Origin of the sequence: Halalkalibacterium ligniniphilum, from assembly GCF_000334155.1 — a bacterium.
GTDB classification, from domain to species: Bacteria; Bacillota; Bacilli; order Bacillales; family Bacillaceae_D; genus Halalkalibacterium; species Halalkalibacterium ligniniphilum.
Window position 1 is genome coordinate 1 of the sequence record NZ_ANNK01000096.1, and the last position, 12,934, is coordinate 12,934.

9 protein-coding genes are annotated in these 12,934 nt (G+C 42.5%); 2 read left to right on the forward strand and 7 right to left on the reverse strand.

The window, feature by feature from the left end; translation table 11 throughout:
* Positions 1-38: 38 nt before the first annotated feature.
* On the reverse strand, positions 39-1,010 hold the full coding sequence (locus tag BLT_RS0111700; RefSeq protein WP_017727981.1) for a DUF2515 domain-containing protein: 972 nt from the start codon (positions 1,008-1,010) through the stop codon (positions 39-41).
* Positions 1,011-1,214: 204 nt separating this feature from the next.
* Here BLT_RS0111700 and recU point away from each other — a divergent pair, with 204 nt between their 5' ends.
* Together recU and BLT_RS0111710 are read left to right on the forward strand one after the other, a co-directional pair.
* Positions 1,215-1,814 (forward strand): Holliday junction resolvase RecU, encoded by a 600-nt coding sequence (gene recU / locus BLT_RS0111705; RefSeq protein WP_026105091.1) that lies wholly within the window; start codon positions 1,215-1,217, stop codon positions 1,812-1,814.
* Between the two features lie 33 nt (positions 1,815-1,847).
* Positions 1,848-4,475 carry a PBP1A family penicillin-binding protein gene (locus BLT_RS0111710; RefSeq protein WP_017727983.1) on the forward strand — a complete coding sequence of 876 codons (2,628 nt, stop codon included), beginning with the start codon at positions 1,848-1,850 and terminating at the stop codon, positions 4,473-4,475.
* A 39-nt stretch (positions 4,476-4,514) separates the two neighbouring features.
* On the opposite strand, the gene BLT_RS0111715 is transcribed toward BLT_RS0111710, so the two are convergent.
* From BLT_RS0111715 to BLT_RS0111740, 6 genes are all read right to left on the reverse strand, one after another.
* Positions 4,515-8,105, reverse strand: coding sequence for a dynamin family protein (locus tag BLT_RS0111715; protein WP_017727984.1), 3,591 nt, complete (start codon positions 8,103-8,105; stop codon positions 4,515-4,517).
* A complete protein-coding gene (locus tag BLT_RS0111720) occupies positions 8,102-8,644 on the reverse strand; it encodes a YpoC family protein (protein WP_017727985.1) in 543 nt (180 codons plus the stop codon). The genes BLT_RS0111715 and BLT_RS0111720 overlap by 4 nt, the downstream gene beginning before the upstream one ends.
* Positions 8,641-9,297, reverse strand: a complete 657-nt coding sequence (nth, locus tag BLT_RS0111725) for an endonuclease III (protein ID WP_017727986.1) — start codon at positions 9,295-9,297, stop codon at positions 8,641-8,643. Before nth ends, BLT_RS0111720 begins: the two co-directional genes overlap by 4 nt.
* A 77-nt stretch (positions 9,298-9,374) precedes the next feature.
* Positions 9,375-10,076, reverse strand: coding sequence for a DnaD domain-containing protein (locus BLT_RS0111730; protein ID WP_017727987.1), 702 nt, complete (start codon positions 10,074-10,076; stop codon positions 9,375-9,377).
* Positions 10,077-10,246: 170 nt separating this feature from the next.
* Entirely contained in the window at positions 10,247-11,539 is a 1,293-nt protein-coding gene (asnS, locus tag BLT_RS0111735; protein ID WP_017727988.1) for an asparagine--tRNA ligase, read from the reverse strand.
* Between the two features lie 176 nt (positions 11,540-11,715).
* Positions 11,716-12,900: a pyridoxal phosphate-dependent aminotransferase gene (locus BLT_RS0111740; RefSeq protein ID WP_017727989.1), complete on the reverse strand. Its 1,185-nt coding sequence runs from the start codon at positions 12,898-12,900 to the stop codon at positions 11,716-11,718.
* Positions 12,901-12,934 lie beyond the last annotated feature (34 nt).

The following is a 12,934-nucleotide window of genomic DNA, read 5'->3' on the forward strand; positions in this document are numbered from 1 at the left end:
GCCACTATTGCGTTCGATGTCTCATCAATAATTATTCTTTATGTAAGCTTCTTTTTTATTTGATACAGGAGAAAAAGCTCAAGCTGCTTTTTTTGCACCCAGCTTGTTCGTTCTTGTGGATGCACCCCTTTTTCCACTGCAAAATAAGCTTCAACCTGTTTATTTTCCTCGTACCAATCCTTTTTTTCCTCCAACCTGTGATTCACAATCGGATAGATAATACGCAAAAAAGGACTTGTATTTGTTGTTTCCCACTGCAAATACCTACCATAGTCTCTTCTTGAACCGGTATGCTCTGTCGACGTTGCAAACGTATAAAAATGTTGAAAATAGTCTGGATGGAATAATAATTGCTGAAGCTGCTTCCCGAGCCAAATTCTTGCATCTATCCTGCGAAAATCACGTACATATAAACCGTAAAGCTTTCCTTCTAAGACAGGAAACAATACAGCCCCAAAATGTCCCTGCTCTTCGAGAAAAAAAGGAAAACTACGAAATACACGTTCACGAAAGCTGGGATGGTCGATCACACTCGATTGGATGACATGCTGCTCATTAATAATGAGCGCGGTGCATAAACGCTGTTCATCTCGTTTTTCCCAGAAAAGCTCCCATTCCTTTTTCATAAAGCGGGAGACATTAAAATGCTTTAATAAATCGAACAATGGCTGCTTCTTTCGCTTTGACCATTCGTAGAGTAGAAGCTGTGGGTATGCATCTTTAAAAATTAACCAGTTGGCCCGTTCATAGGCACAAAATAACAAAGCCCGTTGCTCTTGGTTCACTAATTGTTGAAACCATTTGCTCTGAAGATCCGTCATATGATAGCCGGCATTTCTTGAGACCAAGCTTGCGAGCAGCGCCCAGCGAATTTCTGGATGACGTTGATAAAAACGTTGATAGGCCATCGTCCTAGCGATGTTATCAAGATTATAATGGGTTATTTTTGTTTGAAGATGTGCCAACATGCTTGCTTGTTGTTTTGAAATCGAGAATGGCTTCGTGTTCACTTTGAACCTCCAAACTTTTCAGGCTTTCGATGGTCACTCATGATCGCCTTAGGCAAGAAAGAGAGTCACAAACTTGATACAAACTATATAACAAGGGTCGAGCTTTTATGGTAAGATTAAATGATGGATTTTAACCAATATTCTTTGTCTTTATCGACCATTCCATGCATGCCTTGGCCCATTTTGGAAAGGATGTGATAAGTGGTGACGATTCGCTACCCAAATGGCAAGCGTTACAACACACAAGCAGCAACAAAGAAGCCATGCAACAAGAAGCTAAGCCATAGCAACAGAGGTATGACGCTTGAAACAGATATTAATGAAACAAATGATTATTACTTAAGTCAAAGAATTGCCGTTATCCATAAAAAACCGACCCCTGTTCAAATTGTCCATGTTGATTATCCGATGCGAAGTGCTGCTGTTATAAAAGAAGCCTATTTTAAACAGCCCTCAACAACGGATTACAACGGCGTCTATCGCGGACGCTACTTAGATTTTGAGGCAAAGGAAACAAGAAATAAGACGTCTTTTCCGTTGCAAAATTTTCATGAACACCAGATTACCCATATGAAAAATGTACTTGACCAGCAGGGGATTTGTTTTGTTCTCCTTAAGTTTACAGTTCATGATGAAATTTATTTACTGGATGCACATTATGTCATTCGAGAATTTGAAGCGCAGCATGCCAAGCGCAAATCAATACAAAAGTCCGATATTGAAACAAACGGCTTTTTGATTAAAATAGGTTATCATCCACGTGTTGACTATTTATCGATTGTTGATAAAGTCTATTTTAAATAGGATGGATGCTTTTATTAGAAAGGGAGAGAAACGATGTCAGAGCAAATGAACACGAGACAAGGGCGTCGTCATGCGAAATCACAAGCGAAAAATGGAAAGCAAAAGAAGAAACGCGGTTTATTTAAAAAAATATTGATAGCAACGTTCATACTAATGACAGTGGGCATTCTTGCAGGTGGGATTGCTGCTTTTGCCATTATTCAAGGAGCACCACCTCTAGATCCTGAACGACTTGCCTTTGCACAAGCCGTTCAAATCTATGACCAAAATGATGAATTTGTTTCCCAGCTTGATGCAGAAGAACACCGAGTCAATGTTAGCATTCAAGATGTTCCGCAAGTGCTAGAGGACGCCTTTTTATCCGTAGAGGATGTCAGGTTCCGAGAGCATTTCGGGATCGATTTGCGACGGGTGGCTGGTGCTGTTTTTGCCAATATTACTGAAGGTTTTGGTGCAGAAGGTGCTAGTACGATTACCCAACAGCTTGTAAAAAACGCCTTTCTAACGCATGACAAGGCGCTTACAAGAAAAATTCAAGAGCAGTATTTAGCCATTCGCCTTGAACAACAGTATTCTAAGGATCAGATTTTAGAAATGTATTTAAACCAAATCTATCTCGCTTCTGGTGGCTACGGGGTAGAAGCAGCATCACAAACTTTTTTTAACAAATCAATTACCGATGAATCATTTTCACTTGCCGATGCGGCCCTACTTGCAGGTATTCCCCGTCGACCAAGCTATTATGACCCGATTCACAATCCTGAGAATGCCGAAAATCGACGGAACCTTGTTCTTTCATTGATGGAGCAGCACGGAAAGATTACAAGTGAGGAAGCTGAAGCAGCGAAAGCTGTTCCGATTGAGGAGCAGCTAGATGTTCAAGAACGTGAAGCTTACCCATATGAAGCGTTTTATAATCAAGTACTTGCCGAAGTTGAAGCAATGGAAGGCATTTCGGTCAGCGACTTATATAATGGTGGCTTAAAAATTTATACGACACTTGATCAGGAAGCACAACAGCAGGTAGACTCCGTTCTCCATACGGACCAATTTGTGAGTGGTTTCCCTGCAAACGAAGACTTCCAGGCTGGTGTTACCCTGCTTGATACAAAAACAGGGCAAATAAAAGCGATAGGAAGTGGCCGTGAAGAATCAGGGATCCAACGTGGCTTTAACTATGCAACGGATATTCGTAGGCAGCCAGGCTCAACGATTAAGCCAATCTTAGATTACGGACCAGCAATCGAGCATTTGAAATGGTCGACTGGACACATTATTTCTGATACACCGCATAATTATAGCAATGGGGTTCCGATTCGAAATTTTGACCGCGGCTATGAGGGTGATATTTCAATGCGTCGCGCCCTTGCCCGTTCACGAAATGTAACAGCGATTAAGGCACTGCAAGAGGTTGGCGTTGATCGTGCTGAACAATTTGCAGAAGGGTTAGGGATTCCAATTGAAGAAAGCCCAATGCCTGAAGCATATGGACTTGGTGGGTTTCGCACAGGTCTCTCTACTCTTCATTTAGCTGGTGCCTATGCTGCCTTTGGAAATGGCGGTAGCTATACTCAGCCGTACACTGTGCGAAAAATTGAGTTTCCAGATGGACGTCAAATCGATACAACCCCAGAGGCCTCACAAGCGATGAGTGACTATACGGCGTATATGATCACAGACATGCTGAAAACGGCTGTGACAGAAGGAACAGGTACAACCGCAAACATCCCTGGCCTTCCTCTAGCAGGGAAAACAGGTACAACCAACTTTAGTGAAGACGACATTAGGCAGTATGGCATCCCTAGTGAAGGGGTTCCAGACGTTTGGTTTGCTGGATATACGACCAATTATACAGCTGCCGTATGGACTGGGTATGACCGCAAGGGGGAAAGCAACTACTTAAGCGGCAATGAACGACAATTAGCTCAACGAATCTTTAAATCCATCATGGAGCAGGTTTCAGCGAACGTCGATACACCTGATTTTGAAATGCCAAATTCAGTCGTTCGCATCGGAGTTGAACGCTCAACAGGACTTCTCCCAAGTGATTTCACACCAGAGAGTGAAATTGTTTACGAGCTCTTTGTTCGTGGAAATGAGCCAACTCGCGTATCTGAGCAATTCCAGAGAATTGAAGCACCATCTGGCTTTACTGCTGCTTACAATGAGGATACAAATCAGATTATCGGTAGCTGGACTTACGACTCAGATTTACTTGAAAACATCTCGTTCCAACTCCAGGTGAGCGTGGATGGCGGCGATTATCAAAATCTGAGCCAATCAAAGGATATGCAGTTCATTTATTCGAACATTCAGCCTGGCTCAACCTATAGCTTCCGAGTCATTGCGATTTCCGATGAGAATTCAAGTCTCACAAGTGATCCTGCTCAAGTGGAAGTAACGATTCCTGGAGAGGAAGAAGAGGATGAAGACATTCCTGATCCTATAGATGAGCTAGAACCAGGAGATGAGAATGGTTCGGATGAAAATCCAGTCACAACACCACCTGGAAACGAGAATGGTCCAGGTAATGGGAATGGCCCTCCTGGCGCAGGTGAAGGAAATGAAGACAATGGTAGCGACAACGGCACACCAGAGCAAGAGGATTCAGATTCTGATAGCATCGTCGAAGCGAATGAAAATGAAAATGAAGAAAACTAGAAAAAAGGACTGACACTCTTGGTCAGTCCTTTTTTCATTCTAAAGCTCAGATAAAGCGTCATATTGCTTTTGAAGCAAGATTTGGGTTCCTTCATTTGTTAATGCGTCAAACCGCTCATATTCACGGTCAATAGCTAAAATTAGCTGTTGTTTGATTTCTTGCTCTACTTGCTTTACAGAGGCTTCGACATGCTCACGTCTCTCTGCTTCAATTTTTTGTAGCTGTTCACTTGCTAAGGTCGTTCCCTCCTCAACGAGCGCTTCTTTTAACCGCTTTAGCCCACCTTCTTCAAAAAAGGCTTTTGACGACGTAAAGTAATGCTCATACGAGGTGCTTTGAATCGCAAGCAATCGTTGGATCTTCAAATCAGGAAGCTGTGCCTTAATAAAAGACCAGTCTGTATACAAATGAGGCAGCTCTGTTTTTAAGCGTTTCTCCGTTGCTCTCCCCCACGCTTCCATTTGCTTTTTCACTGTTTCCTCCACACGTATGGACAGGGCTGCAAGCTCCTGATTAATATAATGCTCCCCTGTGTTTCGCCAATCTTTAATGGCCTGAGATAAGCTCTGTATTTGTGCTTTTTTATTCGTGCCTTTAACCGTTGACACATTAATGGAATGGACAAATTCATCGTTTAACATATAACGAATACGCTGGCGCAAATAGAGGATTAGCTGCTCAAGCTCTTGCAAGCTTTCCCTTAGTGGCACAGGTGCTTCAAGAGCACCTACCTCTTGTTTCATTGCCTCAACGGTTTGTTTAAGCTTTTGACGACGAGCATCCTGCTCCGTTGTTTCTTCTTTTAAAAAGGAAAGACTATCCTCAAGCTTTTGAAGGAAATGCTTGGTCTCTTCTTCCATTAATGAGAAGCTTAGGGATTTTAGCTGACCGATCGTATTTTTATAAAACGCCGATTCAAATGCTTGAAAAAGATTTGGACGCTCTTCCTGTTCTTGTTTAGCTTTTAGTCCTGCTTTACTTGAAAGATGGTAAAGTCGCGGCTGTTCAATTCCATTTGCGACTAGCTGTTCACGTAGATGAGAGCGGACACCTTGCAATTCCGCTTCTGAATTCGCTAAATCAGCAGCATTAAGGATGAAATACAGCTTGTCATGACGGAACGATTCATTCACCTTTGCCATTTGCTGCAGAAAATATTGATCAGCCTTTGAGAATGAATGATTGTAATACGTCACATAAAAAATCGCATCCGATTGTCGTAATTGGGTAAACGCTACGTTTGTATGTCGCCCATGAATGGAATTGACCCCTGGCGTATCCACTAAGACAATGCCTTGGCGAGTCAAGGAACAATCGTAATAGAGCGTTACATCTTGAATTAAGCATGCGTAGTTTTCATTCCCTACATATTGCTGCAGCTCTTGTAGAGATACTTCCAACTCCCCTCCCAAGGTCCACTCTGTCTTTTTTAATGCGGCTTTCAGCATCAATAAATATTCAATGTACGTTTTTTGAGCACGGGTGCCGACATTCTTTTGAGCCACGTTAAAGGACGGTAACGATTCAAAATTGACATCAAGATCAAGCTGACGTCCAACCGCCTGAACCTCTTCATCGATCGCTTCTGCTTTCTTCACACGAATGACAGCACGCTCATGTTGATGCGACTCATCTGAGCGACGAATCGTTGTCACTGTTGCAGTTGTCGGGTGGGGAGAGACTGGTAAAACTTGCTCACCTAACAGTGCATTGGCAAAACTCGATTTCCCTGCACTAAATGCACCAAAGAGAGAGAGCATGTATTCCTGCTGACGGAAGCGTTTGATTCGCTCTAATAGCTGCTTCTTTTCCTCCTTGAGCGGATAATAGGCTTCCTCCCCTATTTCCAATCCTTTTTCAAGTCGGTTTAGCCACTGTTTTGCAGCTGTTTCATCAAAGATCGTTTCTTCCTCCGCACTCACTTCGAGTGTTTCGGCCTTAATGACACTTTCTATTGGAAGCTCGACTGTGGCGAAAGCGTTATCAGCCTGCTCATCAAGCTGAACAGAGGCGTTTTCCCACTTCGTTAATGCTTCTTCATACGCGCCTTTGTCATCATATTGCTTACCCTCTTTGCGAACATCATCGCATTGCTTAGCAAATGCCTTTCTTATCGCCTCAACTTTTTGAACGTAAGCCTCTATCTCTTCTAGCTCGTTCATTTCCTTTAACAGCTTCTGACGCTCAGCTTCCCAGTAGCGAGCCATACCCTTCTGCTGCACATCAAAGACATGCGCCGCTTTTTCGCGAAGATCTTTGATAATCAGGTCTGTTCGTTCCTTTGTAAAGGTAAAAACATATTCGCGGTTTGTATTGTCTGCCATCACATTATTTTTGAATAACGACGGCTTAACAGTATAATGCACAGCTTCGATTGCCCGCTCAAGCTCTTCTTCGTTCGATAGCTTTTCCCGATCAATCTCTTGAAACATCGCATGCAAATGAAACTCCAGCTGACTTTTCACCTTGTCTTGTAGCTCATCCATCAGCTTTTGGAGACGACGTTCTCTCTCTTCTTCTGTCTTCTTTTTAGAGGCAAACCAGCCTATTTTAAAACCAGGGCGCATGCTTTCAAGCCATTCTCTTGTTAAATCCGTCGTAGAAAATGGGAATAAGGTGACGCTTTTCATTAAATCCTGCAGACGCTGCATAGATGAAGCTCTTAGTTCGTCAGATGCATTCTCAAGCCCTGCTAACGCTTGCTCAAGTTCTTCCCTTTTTTCAAGCTTTTTTGGGTCGTGCCCGTTTCTTCTCATTTCATCTAACACAGCTTCAATCGCTTCTTCTTGTTCCTCACGCAGCCTTGCTTCCACCCCTAAATAAAAGCTCTGATAGAGACGCTTCCCAGCAAGTGGGACGAGATCTTCTCCATGATAAAGCATCGGTTTAATCGTCTTTTCAAAGGAAGCAAACTGATTTAATGGATGGTCATCCACTTTCATGCTCGTATAAAACATGTGACGATACTCAATGTCCCAACGCTTAAACGTTTCAATGATTGAATGTTCAAACACTTCGAATGATAGCTCGTTCTCATCATGCTTATCCACTTGGTTGACGACAATGATTAGTGGCTTTTTTTCTTCAGATAGCTGCTTTAAAAAATAAAGATTAGTTTCTGATTGAACATGATTATAGTCCATCACATAGACGATAACATCTGTTGTATAAAGCTGTTCTGCAGTCACAGCTTGGTGTGAAGGATCCGTAGAATCTACGCCCGGTGTATCGTAAATCTTACTGACCTCCCCAAGAAATGGTAGCGGAGCAGAAATAGTCATTCCTGTAATTTCATGACCATCCATACCCCATTTTCGAACTTGATCCCAAGGAATTTCGCCTTCCCATACTTTTAATTCCCCATTGCTTTGCTTAAGGGTTAAGCCAAGGGGGCCATTCATAATCTCAATTACATTTGCACTTGTAGGGATTGGGCTTGTAGGCAACACTTCAGCACCAAGAATCCGATTTAAAATCGACGACTTTCCTGCAGAAAAATGACCGCAAAAAGCAAGCTGGAATTCTTTCTTCTCTTGCTTTTTTAGCACCTGCTTGTACCGCTCGTGTTCTGAATCAGTCAGTATAACCCCATGACCAATGGTCTGCCGCTCGACAGTCTGGGACGTCATTTCAAAGCACCACCTTCAACTTTTCCATCATTGTTCTTTTGTTTTTCATGAGCTAGTAAAACAGATTTATAATACATTTTCATCAATTCGTCCATCATCGCTCGAAGCTGTACATAGGAATGGTATTTATTTGGTGCAGCAAGCAAAAAGGCTAGCCGCTCTTCGATGTTTATTGGCTTAATCGAAAGCGCTTTTGCATCTGTTTCAATGTCTACCAGCTTACGAACAGGTTGCTTATTCGTCCAAAAAAGTGCGTCCACAAACGCTGCTGTTGCCATAAGCATTGGCTCTTTTGCTGCCTCTGCATTTCTCGCTTCATAGTATAATTCGAGTGCAGGCTTTGACTGCTCCCAATACTGAAACAGCTTCGGCACATAATGTTCTCGCTCCTTCCAAGGAGCAACGGTTCCTTCTAAATCATAATAAAAAGGAATGGAATGAATGATCGCCTCAAATGAGGCATCACTACATTCCACCGTACCTTGCTTCTCATAAAAAGGAGGACGGACAAAGGGGTTAGGCACTAAAATATCGGTCATCCTTTTGCCCTCCTTTTCATTCGCTTCTGCCCCTCACGACACATTTCAAGCAACGGACAAATTTCACATTGTGGATTTTGTGCTTTACAATGATATCGACCAAAGAAAATAAGCTGATGATGGGCCTGTGACCATCTTTCTTTTGGTAGCTTTCGCATCAACGTTTCCTCAACCTCTCGAACATTGTCCTTCCAGCGACAAATACCCAATCGTTTGCTTACCCGTTCAACATGCGTATCGACAGCGATCGCAGGAAATCCAAAAGCAACAGAGGCGACAACATTGGCGGTTTTTCGACCAACACCAGCTAAGGTTACAAGCTCATCTCGTTCTTTTGGAACCTCTCCGCCATATTGCTCAATCAGCGCTTGGGACAGCTTCTTAATGTTTTTCGCTTTATTTCGGTAAAGACCGATGGAACGTATATCCTGCTCTAATTCTTCCAAAGGGACACGGACATAATCCTCTGGCTTTTTATACTTGGCAAATAGCGCTGGTGTCACTTTGTTCACTAATGCATCCGTGCATTGAGCTGAAAGCACAACAGCAATGAGCAATTCAAAAGGATTCGAGTGATGCAATTCGCACTCAGCATCAGGATACATCTCGGCAATGACATTCAATGCTTCTTGTGTTTGTTTAATCGTTAACATCATGCTTCCTTTCTAAACCTAACATCCACAAATGTTTTTATTTTTGCAATGAATAAAAAAACAGAACATTTCTCGCCTTATTGCTCCAACCAATTATAGGAAGGAAATGACTCTGCCTTCGCCCTCTCCTGCTCAGGCTTTCGCCGCAGCTGATGGGCGCGGAATTTTTCTCCATATGCTTTTGCTTGGTCTAATGTTTTGATACCATTTCGTTTCCATTCAAATAAAATTCGGTCAATGTAGCGGAAATTCAACTTTCCTGAGACAACGGCTTCTCGCAAGGCGGCACGAATGAGCTCAGGTGAATGATGATCTTGATCGAGCCACATCGTTAACGTCTCCCCTTCAATTGGTGAGAGGGGTCTGGAAAATTCTTGCTCAAACAGTCGATATACGTTTGCCTCCATCTCTTGCTGCTTCTGCAATTTTTGCTCTTGTTCTTTTTCACCGATAAAAGCTGCCAGCCGTTCCCATAGCGGAGCAAGAGAGAAAAATTCATATGAAACGCCGTTATCATCCAACCGTTTTTCTAAAGATAAACAACCCTTTTTTATCGTCCGACCGAGAAGCTCTGAGCAAGCAGTGGCATTTAGCGTCATCCTTGACGCTAAATGCTCAGGAGTAGGAAAATGATCACCTGCTTCGATAAATGTTTGAATATGTAAAAGAACAACTAGTTCTTCTTCGTTTAAGTCTAAATCACTGTAATGCTGCAGCAATAGTTTCGAGATCGAAAGTTGTCCTGATGCTACCCATTTTGTCAGTATTGTTTGATCCATGTCGAAACACCTCTCGATCATTATAGCATGAGTTCCACTACCTTTAATCAGTGAAATGACGTAACCAGTATTTTCTTTCTGTCATTATTCTATCGGTTGTCATAAACAAAATCAAAAAAAGAAAAACCCGTAGTAAAAGAATTGCCTTTACACGGGTTTTACGATTGTTTTTAAGGATAGAGACGATTAAGCAAGCGTGGGAACGGAATCGTCTCACGGACATGCTCAACTCCTGAAATCCAAGCAACGGTTCGTTCTAGACCTAAACCAAATCCAGAGTGAGGGACGGACCCATATTTGCGTAAGTCAAGGTACCATTGATAAGCGTCAAGTGAGAGTTGATGGTCATCAAGACGTTGCTTCAGCAACTCTGGGTCATGCACCCGCTGAGAACCACCAATGATCTCACCATAGCCTTCAGGTGCAATCAAGTCTGCACAAAGCACGACATCGTCACGCGTTGGATCAGGTTCCATGTAAAACGGCTTTAATGAGGTTGGGTAATGGGTAATGAATACGGGCATGTCATAATTCTCAGCAATGGCCGTTTCATGAGGTGCACCAAAATCATCACCCCATTCAATATCATCAAACCCTTTTTCCTGTAAAAATTTAATGGCATCATCATAGGTAATTCGTGGGAATGGTGCTTTGATTCGTTCTAGCTTAGATACATCCCGACCGAGTGTTTTCAATTCAATGCTGCAATTTTTTACGACGGATTGAACATTATAAGCTACATATTGCTCTTGGACTTCAAGATTCTCCTCGAATTCAACAAAGGCCATTTCTGGTTCTATCATCCAAAACTCAATAAGGTGACGTCGTGTTTTTGATTTTTCTGCACGGAAGGTAGGCCCAAATGAGAAAACGCGTCCTAAGGCCATTGCTGCCGCCTCCATATAAAGCTGTCCACTTTGAGACAAATAGGCGTCCTCATCAAAGTACTTTGTATGGAACAATTCTGATGTCCCTTCTGGTGCGCTTCCTGTTAAAATAGGAGGATCGACCTTCACAAATCCGTTCTCATTGAAAAATTCATACGTTGCACGAATGATTTCATTTCGAATTTTCATGATCGCATGCTGTCGCTTTGAACGAAGCCATAGGTGACGATGATCCATTAAAAAATCTGTTCCATGCTCCTTTGGCGTAATCGGATAGTCTACAGCAGCATGGATAATTTCTACACCAGTAACCGTTAGCTCGTATCCAGACGGAGCACGCTCTTCTTTGCGAACGATTCCCTTTACATACAGAGAGCTTTCTTGCGTGATATTTTTCGCCGTTTGGAAAAGCTCCTCACCTACGTCTTCTTTAACAACGACACCTTGAATAAATCCAGTTCCATCTCGTAATTGTAAAAAAGCGATTTTTCCGCTTGAACGCTTATTAGCAAGCCATGCACCAATTGTAACTTCTTCTCCTACGTGCTGACCGATTTTTGCAATTGTCGTTTTCACGCTTTATTCCCTCCATCAAAACCAATGCTCAATTTACTTATGTAACGCAACCTTCATTATACTCTTGTTCAAAAATTGAAGTCAATCTGTTCGTGCATGAAGAAATAAAAGAGGACGTAAGCGAATAAATGAAGAGGCTAGACACTCACTGGAAGCGTCTAGCCCATATCTTGATTTTATTTTGTTTTATTGCGAACAAATCGTTCAATTCGCTCAATCGCTGCTTCGAGTAAGTCTAATGAAGTAGCATAGGAAAGACGAACGTTATCTGGAGCACCAAACCCTGAACCAGGTACGAGGGCAACCTTTTCTTCTTCTAACAATGCAGTCACCCAATCGTCCACATTGTCAAAACCGTTCATTACAGCTGCTTCCTTCACATTCGGGAACAAGTAAAATGCGCCTTTTGGTTTCACGCATGATACACCAGGAATGTTAATGAGCTGTTCATAGATCTTATTCAAACGCTCTTCAAAGGCTGCGCGCATTATTTCGACTGAACCATCATCTTCGGTATAAGCAGCAATGGTACCGTATTGGGCATTTGTTGTTGGGTTGGACGTACTATGACTCGCTAAGTTTGTCATCGCATTGATTAACTTGACGTTTCCTGCGGCATATCCAATCCGCCATCCTGTCATGGAATGGGATTTTGAAACCCCGTTAACAATAATCGTTTGTTCTTTAAGATCTGGTGAAATTTCAGCAACTGACACGTGCTGAACACCGCCATAGACAAGCTTTTCGTAAATTTCATCGGAAATGATCAATACATCATGCTTTAAACAAACGTTTCCTAACGCTTCAAGCTCTTCCATCGTGTAAAGGGTGCCTGTTGGATTACTTGGTGAATTTAAAATGAACGCTTTTGTTTTTTCCGTAATCGTTGCTTCAAGCTGTTCAGGTGTCACCTTAAACTCATTGCTTTCTAAGCCTTCTACATATACTGGCGTACCATCAGCAAGCTTTACTTGCTCTGGATAGCTTACCCAATATGGAATTGGGATGATCACTTCATCGCCTTCATCAAGTAATGCTTGGAACAAGGTGTAGAGAACATGCTTAGCGCCAGTTCCAACAAAAACTTCAGCTGGCTGATATGTAATGCCTTGATCTTGTTTAAACTTACCAATAATCGCTTGCTTTAAAGCAGGCAGCCCTGCAGACGGAGTATATTTTGTATGTCCTTCCTCCATTGAGCGTACTGCGGCATCAATAATATATTGAGGGGTGTTAAAGTCAGGCTCTCCTGCCCCTAATCCAATGACATCATGTCCTTGCTCTTTTAATTCTTTTGCTTTAGCTGTTATTGCGAGTGTTGACGATGGGGTCAACGTGGAAACACGTGTTGAAAGCTTCATGGTTGATTGATCCTCCCTTTTGCTATTTCTCTTA

What these genes read in the sequence shown, in the direction of transcription:
- BLT_RS0111740 (WP_017727989.1), bottom strand. Translation starts at nt 12,900, where the DNA reads ATGAAGCTTTCAACACGTGTTTCCACGTTGACCCCATCGTCAACACTC.
- BLT_RS0111715 (WP_017727984.1), bottom strand. Translation starts at nt 8,105, where the DNA reads ATGACGTCCCAGACTGTCGAGCGGCAGACCATTGGTCATGGGGTTATA.
- BLT_RS0111710 (WP_017727983.1), top strand. Translation starts at nt 1,848, where the DNA reads ATGTCAGAGCAAATGAACACGAGACAAGGGCGTCGTCATGCGAAATCA.
- BLT_RS0111730 (WP_017727987.1), bottom strand. Translation starts at nt 10,076, where the DNA reads ATGGATCAAACAATACTGACAAAATGGGTAGCATCAGGACAACTTTCG.
- nth (WP_017727986.1), bottom strand. Translation starts at nt 9,297, where the DNA reads ATGTTAACGATTAAACAAACACAAGAAGCATTGAATGTCATTGCCGAG.
- BLT_RS0111720 (WP_017727985.1), bottom strand. Translation starts at nt 8,644, where the DNA reads ATGACCGATATTTTAGTGCCTAACCCCTTTGTCCGTCCTCCTTTTTAT.